Genomic DNA, 21856 nt, shown 5'->3' with positions numbered 1-21856 from the left:
TGCCTACGCTAACCCCACTACCGAAGCGGGGTTTCTAGGAAGAATACATTAATTCCGTTTTTCCACAAACGCGCGGAACAGAAAAATAATGGAGGGAAACGCCGGCAGGCGTTTTTTCAGGGACGACTCGTCGGTCACCGACGAAAAGTATTCAAATAATTAAAATATGTTTACTGCAGCGTATCCGGGCCACGCAAGGTTACCGGCTGCTCTTCCGGTTTTTCCTCACCGCTCTTGCAAGCCTGTTCCATATATCCGGTGCGTTGCTCTTCCGGCAGGTTCTGCTGTTCCCAGGCAATCACCGCCTGCAGGCAAAGCTCCTTTTGTTCACGGCTTAAAACGCGGCCATCCGCCCACTTCCCGGTTTCCACCGCACGGCGCATGTTGTCGCAGGCCTCCGGAGACATGGAAGCAATCAGGTCTTCAAAACTTTGGTAGCTCATTGGTTTCACTCTTCAAAAATCTGCAGCCTGCGACCCGCTTTATTTACCCCGAACAGATTCACCATGCGAAGATGACTAAACAACGGAATAACAGCACGGCTCGGCTTTTCACTATTAGCTATTGTCACCGGGCCGGGAGCTCCAGCCCAGCTTGGACCGACATGCCTGATAAAAATCGTGCCCCGGAGGATGAATCAGGTGTAGACGATGCGGTTTTTTACGGATCGCAATCACATCATCCACCTGCAGACGAATCCCTTCTGTGCCATCGCAGCTGACCAGGGGCCGTACTTTTTCCGTGGTGATGTGGATTTTAATTTCACTGTCACCGGCCACGACCAGCGGGCGGCTGGTCAGGGTATGGGGGTTCAGGGGAACCAGCACCATGGCATCCAGCTTGGGATGCATGATGGGCCCGCCGCCGGACAGGGCGTAGGCGGTAGAGCCGGTAGGTGTAGAGATGATCAGGCCGTCGGAGCGCTGTCCATAAACAAAGTGCCCGTCGATCATCAATTCAAAATCGATCATGTGCACACTGTCACCCGACAGCAACACGATATCGTTCAGGGCACTGCCCTCACCCACCACGGTTTTGCCCCGGCGCACTTCCAGATCCAGCAGGAAGCGCTTTTCCGTGCTGTATTCACCATCCAGCACCTGACCAACCCGGGATTCGATTTCGGAAGGAAGAATATCGGTAAGGAAACCCAGGTGGCCGCGGTTCACGCCCAGTACCGGCACGTTATAGCGGGACAAAATGCGCGCAGCGCCCAGCAAACTGCCATCGCCCCCGACCACAATCACCAGATCGCAGGACTCGCCCATTTGCGACGCACTGGCGGCCTGCAAACCCATCTCCGGCAGATTGCCGATAATGTGTTTATCGAGGATGACGGTGCAATCGCGGCCATGCAGAAAGTGGATCAGCTGACGCAATGAATAGAGCGCCTGCTCACTTTCCGACCGAGCAATTAATCCGATATTGCGAAATTTCTCTTGCGCCACAGGGGGATCTCATTCAGGTAAAGCTGCGTTGGGTGATGCGAAACCCGAAAATCGGGCAACCTCACCATCCGGCAAGCGCTACCCCTGAGTCAGGTACTCGTGCAGGGTACCAGCATTGGCATTCAGGCCGCCATCCAGCACGATCACATCCAGGCCGGCGTTTTTTAACAGAAAAGCGGCGGTGGCGCTACGTCGCCCGGTATCGCAGTAGGCGATATAGGTCTTGCCCGGGTCCAACAGGCGGGATTTCAGGCGCAACACATTCAGGGGCATGTTGGTGGCCCCCACCAGATGCTCCTGATCAAATTCATCACTGGTGCGCACATCCAGCCACCAGGCGCCCTTCTCGGCAGAAGACAGTACCTGATCCCCCGGCATGGTGTTGATGATGGGCTCACGCAGCAGAGCATCAAAGTCCTGCCGGTCCAGCTTCATCAGCACCCCGTCTGTGGCCATGGTCACCGTGGCATTACGTGGCTTGCCCGATAACAACGCTTCTTCGCCAAACCACTGCCCCTCTTCCAGCATGGCTACCGGAGTCGGTTCGCCCTCGCCCAGACCGATTGACACCTCACACACCCCTTCTTTCAGGATATAGCAGCAATCAGCCGCCTCTCCCTGACGAATAATCACCTCGCCTTCTTTGTGACGGGTGGCTTTGAGGCGACGGAAAATTTCCAGAATATTGGTCGGCGGCACCCGGTGGAAAAGCTTGGACTTGAGCAACCGGATCATCCATTCCCGGTCGTTCTGGTAGGCGGAGTTGGCATTAATATCAAGAATGACGTAACCCGCCGACTGATCCCAGGACAAAATGGTATCCAGCCGGAAGCTGTCAAAACGCACCACGCTCACCTCACCCACGGCTTTCGCGGTACTACGGCGGGGCTGAGCATGCTCCAGCGGATGCCAGGACGCGGTATCACCGGCACTTACCGTATGGCTTTTACCCTCTTCATCCGTGAGCTCTACCCGGCCACTGAGCAGATAAATCGTGGTGTTATCCTGGTCACCCAGCGAAAAAAGGACATCATCTGACGCATAGCGGCACACTTCCTGCTGGTCGAGCAACCAGTCCAGCTGATCGCCGGACAGGGCATTAACCGGCACAAACGTCTGTAACAGGCTTTTATCGATGGATTCCTGCGCCATAACAGCGACTCCCGATGTTCTTGTTGTTGCAATGGTTGTTGCAATGCTGCCGGGCCAAAGCCCTGATCAGAAAAAAGTACTGCAAAAATCTTACCAATCAAGCACCTAGCGGAACCAGTTCACAGTTATTCGCTCAACGGAAACGCAGCACATTGTCGATGGCGGAATCATTGCGGCAGTTCGGGCAGCGGTTGGCGTTGCAATCGGACACCCCGGGCTTGAACTGGTTGGGCACTTCCACACGGATCACCCGCTTGCCACAAGGCGTCTCATCGGCCCCCACGGGAACCTGGCAGGTGGGGCTTTCATAGTGCGCCAACCAGGCCCGGTAATGGTCTTCGGTGACCAGGCATTTACGGGCGGCAAAGGCAATGGGGTTTTCCATGTAGCTGGCCACCTGGTCCGCCGCGATGGAGATATGCCCCGCGCCGGGGTGAAAGGCGATAAAGCTCAGCCCCAGCTCTTCCAGCTTCTCCAGGGTCTTCTGCGCCCCGCTATTGGCGTCTTTTGCCTTATTGCGTTTCTGTTCGGCGATTTCCCCACGGAGCTGGCCAATCAGGTCATCCCGGGTCAGCACATCCATTTCCAGCGCATGTAACTGCTCCGACATCTTCGCCCGCTCTTCCTCCAACCGCTGCTCCAGCGCCAGTTTGTATTGCTCCGTCAGCACCTCCATCTCACTTCCCTGGTGCTCACTGCGGCGGCTCTGCTCTTCCAGGCTCTGATTCAGGGACAGCAGCTGCCCTTTCAGGGATTCATTCTGCTCCCGCAAGGCGCCATTCTGGGATTTGATCGCCTTGAACTGCCCCATCACTTTTTCCAGCTGGGCATTGAGGATTTCTTCTTTCTGCTGGGCCGCGTACCGCACCTTGGCGGCGTCTTCAGACTGGGTATTCTCAAGGGTCTGCACCCGCAGGCGCAGCTCCTTGATAATGCGCGCCAAGCGGACACGCTCCTGGTCTGCTTTCTTTTGCGACTCATCCGTTTCCGGCGCGATCGTTGGCGCGGATGTGCCCACCACGGGCGGAGGCGCGACATCCATCTCGTCATCCATTTCCAGCCCCATTTTCGGGCCTCGCTCACGAATGGAATCACGGATGGCAATAAAGTCGTTGGCACCGGGCTTCATTCCCGGATCCCACATCTGGTCCTGATGCCAGGCCACCGGGCACTGGCTGCGACACGCAAGACGAACCGGCCCCGCTCCCATATCTGGCCCCTGGCCTGCGTGTTCCGCAAGGTGGCGCAATGGCACATTCCAGGTGGTATCGGCCATTCCGTCTTCATCAAAATCGATGGTAAACAACACCAGGGAGCGCACCCGCAACTGGCCGTTAACCAGGCAATAGGCGCCCCGCACCTCTTTGTCTGCAAACTCAGGCACCCCGACCATCCCGTCAAGAATGGCTTCGAAATCTGCGTAGAGCATGCTTTTGGAAATACCCCGATGATCAAAAAACAGAATCGCTTCCGAGGTAACAGAGGATGCAGCCATGGTGCCGGTCCTTCCCTTGAAATTATTTTATAGGTGGCCGCCGCAGGCAGATGCGTCGCACATCGAGTCACTCCCAAAAGTGACACCCACAGTCGCGGCGCTGCCAATTATAGTCAGGCCTTATGGAAAGAGTGTGACCTGAAAGGCAGTTAAACAAAAGTCACGCCAATAGCTTGCGTCAGACGACGCCATCAGAACAGTACCGAAGTCACGTTGCGGCAGAAAAGGCAGGCAGAAATGAGGCGGGATGAACGGAGGGGCAACCAAAGAGGGGCAGAGAACAGCGAAGGATTACAACTCCTCGCCGTCATCTGCCCAATCATCATCTTCCAGCCACTCTTCCAGGCTTTCCATCAGCAGTTTTTCTTCCAGACGCTCTTCCAGATAATCATCCATTGTCTTTCTCCTTCTATCGTTTCACATGTCGTCCATGAAATTAGACAGAAAGAAGGTGACAAGTTCATGAAATAGACGCTGCACGCTTCACGCGGCAGGCAACACGGAAAAGCAAAGAAGAAAAACAGGCAAGTTACTGGCATGCAGCGTGTTGCGAGGAGCTTGCAGCGTTTTTCACATACAAAAAAGGCCCTCCCGAAGGAGAGCCTTTCTTGCTGAATAGTGGCGGAGCGGACGGGACTCGAACCCGCGACCCCCGGCGTGACAGGCCGGTATTCTAACCAACTGAACTACCGCTCCACTTATCCCTTACGGAATTCTTTCACTTGCTAAATATGGTGGGTGATGACGGGATCGAACCGCCGACCCTCTGCTTGTAAGGCAGATGCTCTCCCAGCTGAGCTAATCACCCTTGTTCGCGCTGCGAAGTGGGCGCCATTTTAGGGATTGGGCCGGGGGTGTCAACGGCTTTTTTTCAGAAAGCCGTTCGTTTGCCTAGAAAATGGGCGATACGCCTAAAACTTGGACAAAACGGACACAAAAGCGGCGAAATGGCACCGATCCATGAAAAGCACCGCGGACGATCTACTCTGCCTCCAGCGCCTCGATTCTCGCTTTTGCCTCTTCCAGAGTGAATTTTCCCGGCAAAGACTGCCCATTGGGTTTGGCAATCAGGTAATGATGCACATCCAGCGCCCAGGTCTGCCGGTTCAGCTCGCCCTCCTCGATGATGGAGTAACCGGTTTTCCCCCAGGCTATGGCATTACCAATCATGGTGCGGACTCACCAATGACCCGGGCCAGCATGATATCGGCCAGGTCATCCAGGCTCAGCGGGCCTTCGCGATCAAACCAGTTCGGCGCCCAGCCGGTCATCCCCGTCAGCAGACGACGAATAATGAAGGGGTCCGTGGTGAATGCGCCCTGATCGTGCAATTCCGACAATACATCCAGCCACAGCTGCTCATAAATACCGCGCAATTTGAGTGCTCGGGCCTGCTTGTCTGCACTCAGGCAACGCCATTCGGTGACCATCACGGTCATCGCTTCGGCCGTATCACCCACAATGGACTGCAGCTCCGCCCGAATCAGCGCCCGCAATTGCTCCTTGCCGGTCGCATGGGACGCCACCGCCTGGCGCAGCCGCTCGGTATTGAAGTGAATCACCTCCTCCATCACCGCATAGAGGATATCCTCCTTGGTCTTGAAGTGATGAAAGATGGAACCGCTTTGAATCCCCACCGACGCCGCAATATCACGGACCGTGGTGCGGTCGAACCCCTTGTCCCGAAACAGGTGAGCTGCCGCACTGAGCAGACGCCCGCGGGGAGAATCATCGATTCCATTAATTGCCAGTGACTCAGCCATTCAATCCTCGCTTTCACGTTGCATGCAACACGCAACAACGCGAGCAGATGTTAAAGAAGCATCGGGCAATATGCATCACGGAACAACGCAATCCGGTATTTTTCCGATACCGCGCCCTTATGAGCCATGGACGCGGCTGATGCTTTGCCAATCAGCAACACTCGCGATTCGTGTTGCTGCGTGATGCATGCTGCGTGCACGCGGCCCTTTACAAACCAAGCGCTTGCTTGGTAGCTTACGAGACCATGAACTTACACGCAAATGGAGCCACCATGTCAAAGCCTGTTCGCATCGGTTGTGCCGCCGGATTCTGGGGCGATACCAACAGCGCTGCCTTCCAGCTGGTTCATCAGACCGAGCTGGATTACCTGGTGTTCGACTACCTGGCCGAGGTCACCCTGTCGATCATGGCCGGGGCACGGATGAAAGACCCCAACGCAGGCTATGCCCACGATTTTGTCACCAATGTGATGGCCCCGCTGGCCAAGGACATCAAGGCGAAAAACATCAAGGTGATCAGCAACGCCGGCGGCGTAAATCCCCGTGCTTGCCGCGATGCCCTGCACAAAGCGTTTGCGGCCGCCGGTGTGGAAATGAAAATCGCACTGGTAGAAGGGGACGACCTGAATACACGCCGCGACGATTTTGCCAACGTAACCGAACTGGACAGTGGCGCTCCCCTGCCCCCCATGACGGTCACCATGAACGCCTACCTGGGCGCCCTGCCCATCAAGGCGGCGCTGGATGCCGGCGCTGACATCGTGCTCACCGGCCGCATTGCCGACTCCGCCGTGGTGCTGGGCCCGCTGATGCACGAGTTCGACTGGTCCGCCGAGGATTACGACAAGCTGGCCCAGGGGTCACTGGCCGGGCACGTGATCGAATGCGGCGCCCAATGCACCGGCGGCAACTTCACCGACTGGCGCGACGTACCGGACTTCCACAACATGGGCTTCCCGGTAGCCGAATGCCATGCGGATGGCCACTTTGTGATCACCAAGCCTGACAACACCGGTGGTTTGGTCACCTGCGCCACCGTGGGCGAGCAGATCGTGTACGAAATTGGCGACCCCCGGGCCTATTTACTGCCGGACGTGGTGTGCGATTTTACCCAGGTGACACTGGAGCAGGTCGGCGAGCATCGGGTCAGTGTCTCCGGCGCCCGGGGCCTGCCCCCCACGGACAGCTATAAAGTCTCCGCCACCTACCCGGACGGCAACCGGATTACCGCCTCCTTTTTGATGGGGGGCATCGATGCACCCGCCAAAGGCCAGGTGGTTGCCGACGCCATACTCAAAAAAGTGGCCGGCCTCTTTCAGCAGCTTGGTATGGCCCCGTTCCGCGACACCAGTGTGGAAGTGCTCGGCAGCGAAAGCACCTATGGCGCCAATGCCCGCCGCGCGGACACCCGTGAAGTGGTGGTCAAAATCGCCGCCCTGCACGATGACAAGAAAGCCCTGGGCCTGTTTGCCCGGGAAATCGCCCAGGCCGCCACCGGCATGGCACCGGGCCTTTCCGGCCTGGTGGGCGGGCGCCCCAAACCCATCCCGCGCATCCGCCTGTTTTCTACCCTGGTAGACAAAAGCGCGGTCACCGCCACCGTGGATCTGGACGGCAACACGCACTCCGTCGACATGCCCACCGGTCAGGTCTTTGATGCCAGCGCCCTGCCCCAGGACACGGATTACGGCACCGCCAACGGCGATACTGACACCGACACCACGGTGCCACTGGTCAAGCTGGCCTGGGCTCGCAGTGGCGACAAGGGCAACCATGCCAACATCGGCGTCATCGCCCGCAAGGCAAAATATTTGCCTTACCTGAATGCGGCGTTGACCGAACAGGCCGTGGCCACTTACATGCAGCACGTGCTGGATCCGGACGCAGGCAGCGTTCACCGCTGGTCCATGCCGGGCATGAATGCCTTCAACTTTCTGCTGAAAAATGCCCTGGGCGGCGGCGGCATCGCCTCGCTGCGCATTGACCCGCAAGGCAAGGCCTTTGCCCAGCAGTTACTGGATATGCCTATCTCCGTCAGCCAGACCATCGCTGACGAAGTAGGCAAATAACGTTGATTTTAGCGTGCTGCATGCAGCGTGACGCATGCAGGCACCTTTAGGACTTCAAGGACTAAAACATGTCATACCGTTCCGTCTTTAAAGAAAACCTGTTTGCCGGCCAGAACATCATTGTCACCGGCGGCGGCTCCGGCATTGGCCGTTGCACCGCCCACGAACTGGCGGCCCTGGGCGCCCGTGTCGTACTCATCGGCCGCAAACAGGAAAAGCTGGATGCCGTGGCCGCCGAAATTGCCGAAGACGGCGGACAGGCGCTGGGCTTTTCTTGTGATATCCGTGATGAAGAAGCGGTAAAAGCCACCGTCGGCGACGTCTACAAGGCTGTAGACGTGGTCCACGGTCTGGTCAACAACGCCGGTGGCCAATTCCCTTCTCCGCTGGCCTTGATCAGTCAGAAAGGCTGGGAAACCGTGGTGCGCACCAACCTGACCGGCGGCTTTCTGATGGCCCGGGAAGTGTTTCTGCAGGGCATGAACAAAAACGGCGGCGCCATCGTCAACATTGTCGCCGACATGTGGGGCGGCATGCCGGGCATGGGCCACTCCGGCGCCGCTCGCGCGGGCATGGTCAACTTCACCCAGACCTCTGCCTACGAATGGGGCAGCTGCGGTGTGCGCGTCAACGCCGTCGCACCGGGCTGGATCATGTCCAGCGGCATGGACACCTACCCTGATGGTTTTAAAGAGACGCTTAAAACCTTGCGCGCCGCTGTGCCCCTGCAACGCATGGGCAATGAATCGGAAGTCTCCGGCGCGATCTGCTTCCTGCTCAGCGATGCTTCCGCCTTTATCAGCGGCGACACCCTGCGCATCGACGGCGCCGCCAGCCAGGGCAATGTGGCGATCTTCCCGCTGCCCGCCCACGACAAGAGCAAGCCGTTCGATGGCTTCCACCGTGCCACCACCCCGGACGTGTTCAAGGACCTCTAATGGCGACTCTCGACAGCGCACTTGACCCCAACAGCGAAGAATACCGCCAGAACCGCGACGCCTTACTCGCGGCCGTGGAGGAATTCCGTGCCATCGAACAGGCCGTGGTGGATACCGCGGAAAGCAAACGCGCCAAGTTTGAAAAACGTGGCCAGCTGCTTCCCCACGAACGCATCTCCCGGCTGCTGGATGCAGGCTCCCCGTTTTTAAGCCTGATGAATCTGGCCGGCTACAAGATGCACGACGACAAGGACGGCACCGAAGCCGGAGGCAGTACCATTGCCGGCATTGGCTATGTGTCCGGTGTCCGTTGCCTGGTCACCGCCTCCAACTCGGCCATCAAGGGCGGCACCATTTCCCCCTCCGGCCTGCACAAAACCCTGCGCCTGCAGCGCATTGCGCTGGAGAACAAACTGCCGGTGGTCAGCCTGGTGGAATCCGGCGGTGCCAACCTGAACTACGCCGCAGAAGTCTTCGTGGATGGCGCCCGCACCTTTGCCAACCAGGCACGCCTGTCCGCCGCAGGCATCCCTCAAATTACCGTGGTGCACGGTAACGCCACCGCCGGCGGCGCCTATCAACCGGGCCTGTCTGATTACGTGGTAGTGGTTCGCGAACGGGCCAAGATGTTCCTGGCCGGCCCGCCCCTGCTGAAGGCAGCCACTGGGGAAATTGCCACCGACGAAGAACTGGGTGGCGCAGAGATGCATGCGGGTACGGCCGGCACAGCCGAGTACCTGGCGCAATCCGATGCAGACGGCATCAGCCAGGCTCGGGATCTGGTGAAACTACTGGGCTGGCGCCGGGCGGCAGCAACCGCTCCCGAGCATGAAGAACCCAAATTCCCGCCGGAAGAACTGCTCGGCGTGGTCCCCGCCGATGCCAAGAAACCCTACGATGTACGCGAAATCATCGCCCGCGTCGTTGATGGTTCTGATTTCCTGGACTTCAAGAACGAATGGGACAGCGCCACCGTCTGCGGCTGGAGCACGATCGAAGGCAACCCCGTGGGCATCATCGGCAACAACGGCCCGATTACGCCTCGCGGTGCAGCCAAGGCCGCCCAGTTTATCCAGCTCTGTGACCAGACCCGTCGCCCCTTACTGTTCCTTCACAACACCACCGGTTTCATGGTCGGTACCGACGCAGAACAGAACGGGGTCATCAAGAACGGCTCGAAAATGCTGCAGGCTGTGGCCAACGCACGGGTGCCGAAAATTTCCGTGCTGGTGGGCGGCTCCTACGGCGCCGGCAACTATGCCATGTGCGGCCGGGGACTGGATCCACGCTTCATCTTTGCCTGGCCCAATTCCAAAGTCGCGGTCATGGGTGGCCAGCAGGCCGGCATGGTGTTGCGCATTGTGGCCGAGGGAAAACAGCGGGCCAACGGTATCGAACCGGACCCGAAAGTCCTCGACATGCTACAGCAGACCACCGCCCAGAAACTCGACAGCCAGTCCACGGCACTCTACGGCACGGCCCGTTTGTGGGACGACGGCATTATCGACCCGCGCGACACTCGCCGAGTGGTGGCCTACGCCCTGGATATTTGCGATGACGCAGAACAACGCCAGCTACACCCGAATTCATTCGGGGTGGCGAGACTATAAAAGCTACGAGCTTCTAGCTACGAGCAACCATAAAACGCGGGCTTGTTTTTACTGGCAGCTAGAAGCTCGTGGCTAGCCGCTTTGGCAACCCACACAGCCAAGAATGGCCGACATAACCGAACACAACGAACACAACAGGGAGCCTCCCATGCAATTCACTCAGGAACACGAAGAACTTCGCCGTACAGTCCGTAATTTTGTCGACAAGGAACTGAACCCCCATGTGCGTGAATGGGAAGACGCCGGGCGTTTCCCCATTCATGAAGTGTTCAAGAAAATGGGCGATCTGGGTCTGCTCGGTGTAACCAAGCCGGAAGAGTTTGGCGGCATGGGGCTGGACTACTCCTACGGCATGGTTATGAGCGAAGAAATGGGCCGCGTCCATTGTGGCGGCGTACCGCTGGCCGTGGGTGTACAGACCGACATGGCCACTCCAGCCATCGCCCGCTTCGGCTCCGATGAACTGCGTCGTGACTACCTGGCCCCCGCCATCGCCGGCGACATGGTGGCCTCCATCGCGGTTTCCGAACCCCATGCAGGTTCCGATGTGGCAGCCGTGAAAACCACCGCGGTCAAAGACGGCGATGACTACGTGATCAACGGCACCAAAATGTGGATCACCAATTCGCCCAGTGCCGATTTTTTCTGCCTGCTGGCCAACACCTCCGACGCCAAGCCCCACGTCAACAAATCCCTGATTGTGGTGCCCAAGGATGCCGCCGGCATCACCGTGGACAAGCCTCTGAACAAGCTAGGCATGCGTTCTTCGGAAACCGCCCAGGTGTTCTTCGATAACGTGCGCGTGCCCCAGCGCAACCTGATCGGTCAGGAAGGCATGGGCTTCATGATGCAGATGATGCAGTTCCAGGAAGAGCGTTTGTTTGCCGCCGCCAACAGCCTCAAGGGCATGGAACATGTGATCGATGAAACCATCGCCTACGCCAAGGACCGCAAAGTCTTCGGCATGTCGCTGATCGATAACCAGAGTGTGCATTTCCGCCTGGCCGAATTGCAGACCGAAGTGGAAGCACTGCGCGCCCTCACCTACCAGGCCTGCGAAATGTATGTGAACGGCAAGGACGTCCTGCAGCTGGCCTCCATGGCCAAACTGAAAGTGGGCCGCCTGAGCCGCGAAGTGGCCGACAGCTGCCTTCAGTACTGGGGCGGCAATGGCTTCATGTGGGAAAACCCCGCCGGCCAGCTCTACCGTGATGGTCGCCTGGGCTCCATCGGCGGCGGCGCCGACGAAGTCATGCTGGGCATTATCTGCAAGACCATGGACATTCTGCCGGGCAAGAAAAAATAACAGCAGGCAAAACCCATCCGTAGGAGCGTCGCTGGCGGCGCGATCAAAAACGGTCGGAGAATCGCGCCGCCAGCGACGCTCCTACAGAAAACAACGAGGTGAAGCATGAGCTTACCCAGCACCGAAACCTTGCTAATCAACCTTGACGGCCCCGTCCTGCATATCACGCTGAACCGGCCCGAAAGCCGCAATGCCATGAGCCTGACCATGGTGAACGAATTGATGGCGGTGTTTGAAAGCGTGGCCGGCGATACCGACATTCGCGCCATCGTTCTGCGCGGTACTGGCGGGCACTTCTGTGCCGGCGGCGACATCAAGGACATGGCCGGGGCGCGCCAGCAGGCCGCCGGCGGCGACGATAATGCCTTCCAGGCACTGAACCGTCGCTTCGGGGAAATGATTACCGCAGCCAACCGTCAGCCACAGGTAGTAATCACCGTGCTGGAAGGGGCTGTCCTTGGCGGCGGCTTTGGCCTGGCGTGTATTTCAGACGTGGCCATCGCCAGCGAAGACGCCACTTTCGGCCTGCCGGAAACCGGGCTGGGCGTAATCCCCGCACAAATTGCCCCCTTTGTGGTGGAACGCATCGGCCTGACCCAGGCCCGCCGCCTGGCGCTGACCGGCATACGCTTCAAAGGGAACGAAGCCTTGCGGCTGGGTATCGTGCATGAGGTTGCTGACAACAGCGACGCCCTGGATACCGCCCTGGAAAACACCCTGAAGGCGGTGCGTCGCTGCGCGCCCCATGCTAACCGGGTTACCAAGGAGCTGGTGCTGAACGTGGACCACATTCCCATGAATACCTTGTTGGACCAGGCCGCCACCGACTTTGCCGCGGCGGTTAACAGCGAAGAAGGCCAGGAAGGCACCATGGCGTTCGTGCAAAAACGCCCGGCGTCCTGGAATCAATAAGACCAAACGTTGCGAGCAACGAGTAACGAGTCGCGAAAACCTGGAACCATGGCTTCTTTTTGCATTTCGCTACTCGTCACTGGTCCCACGCTACTGAGCTGTTCGCGCCTAAAGCGCCGCTCTGTGCGGGAAAGCATTTTCAACCGGAACACCGGTAAGGAATCACAATGAGCTTTGAAAAAATCCTGATTGCCAACCGTGGCGAGATTGCCTGCCGGGTCATCGCCACCGCCCAATCCCTGGGCTACCGGACCGTGGCGGTCTATTCCGAGCCGGATGCCGGTGCCCGTCATGTGCAACTGGCTGACGAAGCCGTCTGCATCGGCCCGGCCCTGGCCAGCGCCTCCTACCTGAACATGGACGCCCTGCTCGCCGCCTGCCAGCAAACCGGTGCCGATGCGGTGCATCCCGGTTACGGCTTTCTCTCCGAAAATGCCGCCTTTTCCAAGGCATGCAAAGAGGCAGGCATTACCTTTATCGGCCCCGATGAAGACGCCATTCAACTGATGGGCTCCAAGCGGCTTTCCAAGATTGCCATGCAGGATGCCGGTGTGCCGTGTATCCCCGGTTATCAGGGTGAAGAGCAAAGCGACGAACGCCTACAGCAGGAAGCCGAACGTATCGGCCTGCCGCTGATGATCAAGGCCAGTGCCGGTGGCGGTGGCCGGGGCATGCGCGTGGTTACCGACGCCAGTGATATCAGCGCTCAGCTGAAAAGCGCCCGTCAGGAAGCCAAAAACGCGTTCGGCAGTGACGAGCTGATCCTGGAACGCGCTGTCCTGCAGCCCCGGCATGTGGAAATCCAGGTATTCGGTGATCGCCACGGTAACGTCATCCATCTGGGCGAGCGCGACTGCTCCGTGCAACGGCGTCACCAGAAAGTGGTGGAAGAAGCGCCCTCCCCGGCCGTGGACGAACCCTTGCGCCAACGCATGGGCGAGGCCGCCGTGCAGGCGGCCAGGGCCTGCCAGTATGTGGGCGCCGGCACGGTGGAATTCCTGCTTGCTCCGGAGGGAGACTTTTTCTTCCTGGAAATGAACACCCGCCTGCAGGTAGAGCATCCGGTCACCGAGCTGGTCACCGGCCTGGATCTGGTCGCCTGGCAAATCAAGGTGGCGCGCGGCGAGCCCCTGCCTTTAACCCAGGATCAGGTACAGCTCACCGGCCACGCCATGGAGGTTCGCCTCTACGCGGAAGACCCCGCGCAGAACTACATGCCGCAAACCGGCCCGGTGTTGCGCTGGCAACCGGCCAGTGGTGACGGTATTCGCATCGACCACGGTCTCGTGGAAGGTGCCGAAATCGGCAGCCATTACGACCCCATGCTGGCCAAGATCATTGCCGTGGGTGATAGCCGTGAAGACGCCCGTCGCCGCCTGATTCGTGCCGTGCAAGACACCACCCTGATGGGCGTCAACGACAACCGTCAGTTCCTGGCGGCAATCCTCGCCAATCCGGTCTTTGCCCGTGGTGAGGCGACTACCGCCTTTATTGGTGATGACTTTGCCGACGACAGCAGCCTGGCCGGCGATGCCCCGGACGCCCTGCTATGGGCACTGGCGGCCTTGTATCACTGTCGCAGCGAAACCCCCTCTGATGCCCTCCGCGGCTGGCACTCCAGCACCCTGGGCGCACAGCCGGTCACCCTGCGCTGCGGCGAGCACACCCAGACGCTCTACATCCGCTATCAGGATGACGCGGCACAGATCAGCGTCGGCGACCCGGCACAAGCCATCACCCTGGCGCCGCTCAGCGACAACCGCGTGGCCGTCAACGGCGTCGCTGTGGACGTCAAAGTGTTACAGGATGGCAAGCAATACTGGCTGCAATGTCAGGGCCGCACCGCCTGCTTCACCGATGATACCCACACCGCTGCCGGCAGCAGCGACCAAGCCGGTTCCGGCCTGATCCGTGCCCCCATGGACGGCGCCATTATCGACGTGAACGTGAAAGCCGGCGATACCGTCAGCAAGGGGCAGGTTCTGGTGGTCATGGAGGCCATGAAAATGGAACACAGCCTGAAGGCAGACTGCGACGGCAAGGTAGAGGCGCTTGATCTGAGCCCCGGCAGCCAGGTAAAACGCCAGCAATTGCTGGTTACCGTCACCCCGGATGCAGCTGTCACATCCGGTCAGTGACAATTTAGCCACGGAGAGGGATGCTCCGCTGTGCTCCAATAATTTGCACCGGGCAAATTGGGCCAAAACGGGGCCCAACAATTTCCCCGGGCACTGCCACCGGGCAGGGCGCTTGCCCTGCCCTGGTGCTACGGTTAAGGTAAGCGCCCGCTTGCCAACACTGGGCTCCCGGCTTTTCCGGGCCTTCCAAGAACACAGACAATGGAGATCCTATGAGCAACGCCGACATCATCACGTTGCCCAAGCTTCTGTCCAAGGTTCCAGAGGTAATCACCAATCTTCCCGGCCTGATCAAGGGCTCGAAGATGGCGAAAATCACTGACACCAGCAAGCCATTGGGGCTGGGCGTTGCTATCGAGCGCGCCACCAGCATGAACCCGAATGGCGCTGCCGTGATCTACCAGGACACAGAACTTACCTACAAGCAGTTCAACGCCTGGGCCAACCGCCTGGCAGACTACCTGGCCTCTATCGGCCTGAAAAAAGGCGATACCGTTGCCGTCAACGTGGAAAACCGCCCCGAGCTGCTGGCCACTGTTCTTGCCTGCGCCAAGCTGGGCGTCTGCGCGGCCCTGATCAATACCTCCCAGCGCGGCAAGGTACTGATCCATAGTTTCAATCTGGTGAAACCCAAAGCCGCCATCGTTGGCGAAGAACTGATTGATGCCGTGGAAGAAGTCCGCGGTGATCTGGATCTGAAAGACAATTTCTTCTTCTTTGCGGATCAGAATACCCTGGAGAACCCCGGTGAAGCCCCCGCGGGTTACAAGAACCTGGCCAGCGAAAGCCGTGATTGCTCCAGTGAGAACCCGGCGTCCAGCAAGCAGACTTTCCTGCGCGACCCGCTGTTCTACATTTACACCTCCGGGACCACTGGTCTGCCCAAAGCGGTGGTCTTCAACCACGGCCGCTGGGAAAAAGCCTATGGTGGCTTCGGCTTCTCCGCCGTACGCCTGACCAAGGATGACCGCATTTACACCACCCTGCCGTTCTACCACGCCACCGGCATGGTGATCTGCTGGGCGTCCGTGATCGCCAGTGCCGGCGCCATTGTCATTGCGCGCAAATTCTCCGCCAGTGGCTTCTGGGACGACATCCGCCGCCATAACTGTACCGCCTTCGGCTATGTGGGCGAGCTGTGCCGTTACCTGCACGAGCAACCGGAAAAGCCGAACGACCAGGACAACAAGATCCACACCATCGTCGGTAACGGCCTGCGCCCGAGCATCTGGAAAGACTTCAAGAACCGCTTCGGCATTGATCGTGTGGTCGAGCTGTATGCCTCCTCGGAAGGCAACGTGGCTTTCACCAACGTATTCAACTTCGACAACACCGTAGGGTTCTCTCCGGTCAGCTACGCCATCGTCAAATACGACAAAGAGCGTGACGAGCCGGTGCGTGACAGCAAGGGCCATATGATCAAGGTCGGCAAGGGTGAATCCGGGCTGATGCTGGGCGAGATCACCGAGAAGACCCCTTTCGACGGCTACACCGATCCGGAAAAAACCGAGAAATCCATCTACCGTGATGTGTTCGCCAAAGGTGATGCCTGGTTCAACACCGGCGACATGATGCGCGATATCGGTTTCCGCCACGCCCAGTTCGTGGACCGCCTCGGGGATACCTTCCGCTGGAAAGGTGAAAACGTCTCCACCACCGAAGTGGAACAGATTCTCGATGGCTACGACGGCATCCAGGAATCCGTGGTCTACGGTGTGGAGATTCCCAACACCAACGGCCGTGCCGGCATGGGCCAGATCCGCCTGACCGGTAACCACAGCGACTTTGACTTCCAGGGCCTGTGTGAGTACCTGAAGCGGGAATTGCCGCCTTACGCCATTCCGGTTTTCCTGCGTATCAACGAAGAAGCCATGGAAACCACGGGCACCTTCAAGCACCAGAAAAACAAGCTCAAGGAACAGAAGTATGACCTGAGCCAACAAAGCAACGCGGTGTACGCGCTGCTGCCTGGTGAAAGCTGCTACCAGAAACTGGACGAAGCCACGCAAAACGGCATCGACGGTGGTGAGTACCGCTTCTAGCGCACTCGTTGCAAAGAAGCACAAAAAAGGCGCCTCACGGCGCCTTTTTTGGTTCTGCAGTCCACAGATAAACACATCGCGGGCATCAGCCTGTTAACACCAGCACAATTACTCACACCCGGTTTTCTATCCACGGCATCTGTGGATAACACTGTTAGCGAGTGTCGGATAACGCGGCCAAAGCCAGTGGTGGCGGGCCTTCCAGCGACTTGCGTGGTTTTTCACCAGGCGAACACAGGCTCGGACAAACAGCGAAAGGTCAAGCCCATCATGATTTTTTCTGTGCTGGGGATTATTCCACAAAAGCTGTGCATAACTTTGTGAACAACCTGACTAAAAGCCCCCGAAGCGCCCGGCATACGCCGCTTCCCGCAAACTGGTTTATTTTTACGCGAATCAGAAATCATTGATTATTCAGTGACTTATTGGTGTTTTTTTACGCTATTCACAGAAAGAGGTTGACCCGGTTGGCAAAATGGCGGGAGCGATCAGCTTGTGCAAAAGCGCCAGACAAATCATATATCTGTCATAACGAACCTGTGTTTTCGGTCTATGGCAGATCAGTGTCTCCCTGACTGCCAGACTTTTTCCACAGATCCTGTGGATAACCCTGTGAATAGACGGTAGAAAACATTGCAACATCACCCAAAAATCACGCCTCAGGACGACATGATCACTTTTTGACCAATCATTTTTTCATTTTAATATCAGCAAGTTACGCTATTTTTTATGGGTATTTAACGTAGTTGTCATTTTTTTCTGCAGAAAAAGAGCATTGACAAAAAACTGTGTACAAAATTGGGGCAGCCACACGTTACCAAGGGTGACACCCTGGTACAGCCGTGCATATAACAGGCCACTTTCCTTTCCCCTATCCCGTTCGCCATTGCCACCCTGCCCCTCAAGCACACACCTTCAGGGCAAGAGTGGCAGGGTTCGCCTGTTAGCCGAAGGCCTGCAAGCCGGTCTGTGCCCGGCCCAGGATCAAGGCGTGAACATCGTGCGTACCTTCGTAGGTATTCACCGCTTCCAGGTTCATCACATGACGAATCACATGGTATTCATCGCTGATCCCGTTGCCGCCATGCATGTCACGGGCCTGACGGGCGATATCAATGGCCTTGCCACAATTATTGCGCTTCATCAGCGAGACCATTTCCGGTGACCAGTCTCCCGCATCCATCAACCGGCCCAGCTGCAAGGCGCCCTGTAAGCCCAGGGTGATCTCGGTCTGCATGTCAGCCAGCTTTTTCTGAATCAGCTGGGTCGCCGCCAGGGGGCGGCCAAACTGTTTGCGGTCCAGGGTGTACTGGCGAGCCGCATGCCAACAGAATTCCGCCGCTCCCATGGCGCCCCAGCTGATCCCGTAGCGCGCCTTGTTCAGGCAGCTGAACGGCCCCTTCAGGCCTTCCACGTCTAACCGGTTTTCTTCCGGCACGAAGCAATCGTCCAGCGAGATCTGCCCGGTGATAGATGCACGCAGAGAGAACTTGCCTTCGATCTTCGGGGTGCTGAAGCCGTCAAAGCCCCGCTCCACCACAAAGCCGTTGATCTTGCCGTCCAGGTTGGCCCACACCACCGCCACATCCGCGATCGGCGAATTGGTAATCCAGGTCTTGGCCCCATTCAGCAGGTAACCGCCATCCACCTTTTTGGCACGGGTGCTCATGGAGCCCGGATCAGAACCATGGTCCGGCTCGGTCAGCCCAAAGCAGCCCACCCATTCACCGGTGGCAAGCTTCGGCAGGTATTTCTCGCGCACCGCTTCACTGCCAAAGGTGTAGATAGGGAACATCACCAGGGACGACTGCACGCTCATGGCTGAACGGTAACCGGAATCCACCCGCTCCACTTCACGGGCAACCAAGCCATAGCTGACATGGTTCACGCCGGCGCCACCATATTGCTCAGGAATGGTGGGGCCGAGAAAGCCCAGTGCCCCCATTTCCGTCATGATTTCCCGGTGGAAAATCTCGTGACGATTCGCCTCAAGCACACGCGTCATCAACTTGCTCTGGCAGTAGTCCTGCGCCGCATCACGGATCATTCGCTCGTCTTCGGTGAGCTGGGTTTCCAGCAACAAGGGATCTTTCCAATCAAATCTCTGCATCTTCAATCCTGTTCGGTTCATTCCCGTAAAGCGGACATGTTCATCAGTCAATGTCCGCGCTGCGGAATCGTTAATTGTTCACTGTCTTTCAATCACCATGGCCACACCCTGGCCCACCCCGATACACAGGCTCACCAGTGCATAGCGACCGCCGGTGGCTTCCAGCTGCCGCGTGGCGGTGAGGACCAGGCGGGTGCCGGAGGCACCCAGCGGATGGCCCACGGCTATAGCGCCGCCATTCGGGTTCAGACGTTCATCATCGCCAGCCAGCCCCAGCTGCTTACAGCAGCCCAACACCTGGGCGGCGAATGCCTCATTGATTTCGATGACATCCATCTGCTCCAGCGTCAGGCCGGCCCGGGCCAATGCCTTGTTACAGGCCTCAACCGGCCCCAGCCCCATGACCCGAGGCGCCACACCAGCAACGGCCCCCGCCAGAATACGGGCACGGGGGGCAATGCCAGCCGCTTCTCCCGCCGCTCGGGAGCCCACGATCAGCGCCGCCGCCCCATCATTCACCCCCGACGCATTGCCGGCAGTAATAATGCCACCGTCCACAATCGCCGGCAGTTTGGCCAGCTTGTCCACGCCGGTTCCCGGACGCGGGTGCTCGTCGTCAGTCACCGTCAGCGGGGCTTTCTTGCGACCCTGCGGCACCGTTACCGGTGTTATTTCTTCACGGAAGAAGCCCCGCTCACGGGCGTCTTGGTAACGCTGCTGGGATCGGGCGGCAAAGGCGTCCGCGGATTCACGACTGATGCCCAGATCCTCAGCCACATTCTGTGCCGTCTCCGGCATGGTATCGCTACCAAACTGCTGGAGGATGGTCGGGTTGGGGAAACGGGCACCAATGGTGCTGTCGAAAATCGTCATATCCCGGCTGAACGCTTTTTCCGCCTTCGCCATGACAAACGGCGCCCGGCTCATGGATTCCGTACCACCGGCAATGATCAGCTCCCCCTCCCCCACAGTGACCATACGGGCGGCATCCAGGGTCGCAGCCAGGCCACTGCCACAAAGCCGGTTCACGGTAATTCCCGCCACCGATTCCGGCAGGCCGGCAAGCAAACCCGCATGGCGAGCCACGTTACGGGCATCCTCACCGGCCTGATTGGTGTTGCCGATGACCACGTCTTCAAAGCCCGCAGGCTCGAAACGATTGCGCTGTACCAGCTCGCGGATCACCCCGGCCAGCAAGTCATCCGGCCGCACCGGCGCCAACGCGCCGCCGTGGCGGCCAAAGGGGGTGCGCAGACCATCGTAAATATAGGCATCAAGCATTACATTCTCCGAATGCGCAGCATGCTCCATGCAACACGCAGCAACGCGTAAACGCCCTCGGCCAGACGTCACGGCCGTGCCCACGAGTCAGTGTGGGGCGCGCGCAAAAAGGTCACCAAATCCAATGGCTTCCACCGCGTTGTTGCGTGCTGCCTGGAGCGTGCTGCAGCCAGTTCGTCCGCTATGCGGAATGATGTTTTGAAACTTGACGGGCAGAATAGGCCGTGACAGAGTGCGATGCAAGTGGTGCAACCGGGCAGTCACAGGACATGCCTCCCCTGGCCGCAACCACCCAACAAGAATCTGCCGTTACCGCCCCGAACCACATTATAGCCGCCGGACCCAGCCATGATTCGTGATGCCGAAATCCTCTCGCAGTTGACTGACACCATTGCCCGCTTTGTACGCGAACGGCTCGTTCCCGCCGAACAGCAAGTGGCCGAAAGTGACGCCATTCCCGACGACATTATCGCCGACATGAAGGCCATGGGCCTGTTCGGACTGTCGATTCCGGAAGAGCTTGGCGGACTCGGGCTGACCATGGAAGAGGAAGTGATGGTGGCCTTTGAACTGGGTCGCACCTCGCCTGCGTTTCGCTCCCTCATGGGCACCAACAATGGTATCGGCGCCCAGGGCATCCTGATTGATGGTACCGACGAACAGAAACAGAAATACGTTCCCCAGCTCGCTACCGGAGAGGTGATCGGCGCCTTCTGCCTGACCGAACCGGACGTGGGTTCCGACTCCGGCGCAGTGAAAACCCGTGCCGAAAAAGACGGCGACCACTATATCCTCAACGGCACCAAACGCTTTATCACCAACGGCCCCCACGCCGGCCTCTTTACCGTGATGGCGCGCACCAACCCGGATATCCCAGGCGGTGGCGGCGTTACCGCCTTTATCGTCGATGGTGACACACCCGGCATTCACCGCGGCAAGGCGGACGTGAAAATGGGCCAGAAAGGCGCCCACACTTGCGACATCATTTTTGAAAATTGCCGGGTACCCGCAGAGAACATTATCGGCGGACAGGAAGGCAAGGGGTTCAAAACCGCCATGAAAGTGCTGGACCGGGGCCGGTTGCATATTTCCGCCATCTGCGTGGGCGTTGCCTACCGGCTCATCGAGGACGCGGTGAATTTTTCTGCCGAGCGCAAACAGTTCGGCAAGCCCATCATCGAGCACCAGCTGATTCAAGCCATGCTGGCTGACTCCCGGGCAGAAGCCTTCGCCGGCCGCTCCATGGTACTGGAAGCCGCCCGCAGCAAGGACCGGGGAGAACGGGTCAGCCTGGACGCCTCCTGCTGCAAGCTGTTCTGCTCGGAAATGGTAGGGCGGGTGGCCGATCGTGCCGTGCAGATTCACGGCGGTGCAGGCTACATGGCCGACTACCCGGTGGAACGTTTCTATCGCGATGTGCGCCTGTTCCGCATTTATGAAGGCACCACCCAGATCCAGCAGATCGTCATCGCCCGGGAACTGGCACGGCAGGCGGGGAATAGTTGAAAGTTTAAAGTTGAAACAGCGAATCGCTGTTGCTGCCAATCGAACAAAGTCGGAGCCGCGCCGACAGGCTGTATTCACTATGCAAG

16 protein-coding genes and 2 tRNA genes are annotated in these 21856 nt (G+C 58.6%); 8 read left to right on the top strand and 10 right to left on the bottom strand.

What is annotated here, in order from left to right; all coding sequences use genetic code 11:
* Positions 1–170: 170 nt before the first annotated feature.
* The 8 genes from F1529_RS10490 to F1529_RS10455 form a co-directional block, all read right to left on the bottom strand.
* A complete protein-coding gene (locus F1529_RS10490; protein WP_155134504.1) occupies positions 171–443 on the bottom strand; it encodes a YeaC family protein in 273 nt (90 codons plus the stop codon).
* 114 nt (positions 444–557) lie between these two features.
* On the bottom strand, positions 558–1448 hold the full coding sequence (locus F1529_RS10485) for an NAD(+) kinase (protein WP_007148707.1): 891 nt from the start codon (positions 1446–1448) through the stop codon (positions 558–560).
* A 78-nt stretch (positions 1449–1526) separates the two neighbouring features.
* Positions 1527–2600 carry a cyclic nucleotide-binding domain-containing protein gene (locus F1529_RS10480; RefSeq protein ID WP_007150435.1) on the bottom strand — a complete coding sequence of 358 codons (1074 nt, stop codon included), beginning with the start codon at positions 2598–2600 and terminating at the stop codon, positions 1527–1529.
* A 133-nt stretch (positions 2601–2733) separates the two neighbouring features.
* On the bottom strand, positions 2734–4095 hold the full coding sequence (locus tag F1529_RS10475; protein ID WP_007150770.1) for a hypothetical protein: 1362 nt from the start codon (positions 4093–4095) through the stop codon (positions 2734–2736).
* Between the two features lie 619 nt (positions 4096–4714).
* Positions 4715–4791, bottom strand: a tRNA-Asp gene (locus F1529_RS10470).
* A 36-nt stretch (positions 4792–4827) separates the two neighbouring features.
* Positions 4828–4903: transfer RNA gene (locus F1529_RS10465), tRNA-Val, on the bottom strand.
* Positions 4904–5076: 173 nt separating this feature from the next.
* Positions 5077–5265 carry a hypothetical protein gene (locus F1529_RS10460; RefSeq protein ID WP_155134501.1) on the bottom strand — a complete coding sequence of 63 codons (189 nt, stop codon included), beginning with the start codon at positions 5263–5265 and terminating at the stop codon, positions 5077–5079.
* Entirely contained in the window at positions 5262–5858 is a 597-nt protein-coding gene (locus F1529_RS10455) for a TetR/AcrR family transcriptional regulator (RefSeq protein ID WP_007148482.1), read from the bottom strand. The genes F1529_RS10460 and F1529_RS10455 overlap by 4 nt, the downstream gene beginning before the upstream one ends.
* 272 nt (positions 5859–6130) lie before the next feature.
* On the opposite strand from F1529_RS10455, the gene F1529_RS10450 reads away from it, so the two are divergent.
* The 7 genes from F1529_RS10450 to F1529_RS10420 all read left to right on the top strand — a co-directional run bounded on the left by F1529_RS10450 (position 6131) and on the right by F1529_RS10420 (position 16873).
* The gene (locus F1529_RS10450) at positions 6131–7927 is read left to right on the top strand and encodes an acyclic terpene utilization AtuA family protein (protein ID WP_155134498.1); all 1797 of its coding nucleotides are present in this window, start codon (positions 6131–6133) and stop codon (positions 7925–7927) included.
* A 68-nt stretch (positions 7928–7995) separates the two neighbouring features.
* Positions 7996–8865, top strand: coding sequence for an SDR family oxidoreductase (locus tag F1529_RS10445; RefSeq protein WP_155134495.1), 870 nt, complete (start codon positions 7996–7998; stop codon positions 8863–8865).
* Positions 8865–10475, top strand: a complete 1611-nt coding sequence (locus tag F1529_RS10440) for an acyl-CoA carboxylase subunit beta (protein WP_007148433.1) — start codon at positions 8865–8867, stop codon at positions 10473–10475. The genes F1529_RS10445 and F1529_RS10440 overlap by 1 nt, the downstream gene beginning before the upstream one ends.
* 148 nt (positions 10476–10623) lie before the next feature.
* Positions 10624–11781, top strand: coding sequence for an acyl-CoA dehydrogenase family protein (locus F1529_RS10435; RefSeq protein ID WP_155134492.1), 1158 nt, complete (start codon positions 10624–10626; stop codon positions 11779–11781).
* A gap of 105 nt (positions 11782–11886) precedes the next feature.
* Positions 11887–12693, top strand: coding sequence for an enoyl-CoA hydratase/isomerase family protein (locus F1529_RS10430; RefSeq protein ID WP_155134489.1), 807 nt, complete (start codon positions 11887–11889; stop codon positions 12691–12693).
* Positions 12694–12860: 167 nt separating this feature from the next.
* Positions 12861–14831 carry an acetyl/propionyl/methylcrotonyl-CoA carboxylase subunit alpha gene (locus F1529_RS10425; protein ID WP_155134486.1) on the top strand — a complete coding sequence of 657 codons (1971 nt, stop codon included), beginning with the start codon at positions 12861–12863 and terminating at the stop codon, positions 14829–14831.
* A gap of 212 nt (positions 14832–15043) precedes the next feature.
* The gene (locus F1529_RS10420; RefSeq protein WP_007151559.1) at positions 15044–16873 is read left to right on the top strand and encodes a long-chain-acyl-CoA synthetase; all 1830 of its coding nucleotides are present in this window, start codon (positions 15044–15046) and stop codon (positions 16871–16873) included.
* A gap of 943 nt (positions 16874–17816) precedes the next feature.
* Here F1529_RS10420 and F1529_RS10415 read toward each other — a convergent pair.
* Entirely contained in the window at positions 17817–18983 is a 1167-nt protein-coding gene (locus F1529_RS10415) for an acyl-CoA dehydrogenase (protein ID WP_039927037.1), read from the bottom strand.
* A 78-nt stretch (positions 18984–19061) separates the two neighbouring features.
* Complete coding sequence (locus tag F1529_RS10410) at positions 19062–20264, bottom strand: 3-oxoadipyl-CoA thiolase (protein ID WP_155134483.1); 1203 nt, start codon at positions 20262–20264, stop codon at positions 19062–19064.
* 348 nt (positions 20265–20612) lie between these two features.
* Between F1529_RS10410 and F1529_RS10405 the strand changes: the two genes are divergently transcribed.
* Positions 20613–21770 (top strand): acyl-CoA dehydrogenase family protein, encoded by a 1158-nt coding sequence (locus F1529_RS10405; protein ID WP_155134480.1) that lies wholly within the window; start codon positions 20613–20615, stop codon positions 21768–21770.
* The last annotated feature ends 86 nt before the right edge of the window (positions 21771–21856 follow it).

The sequence above is a fragment of the Alcanivorax sp. VBW004 genome (genome assembly GCF_009718865.1).
GTDB lineage: Bacteria > Pseudomonadota > Gammaproteobacteria > Pseudomonadales > Alcanivoracaceae > Alcanivorax.
The sequence above is the reverse complement of the archived record's forward strand: the minus strand, read 5'-3'. Positions and strand labels throughout refer to the sequence as shown.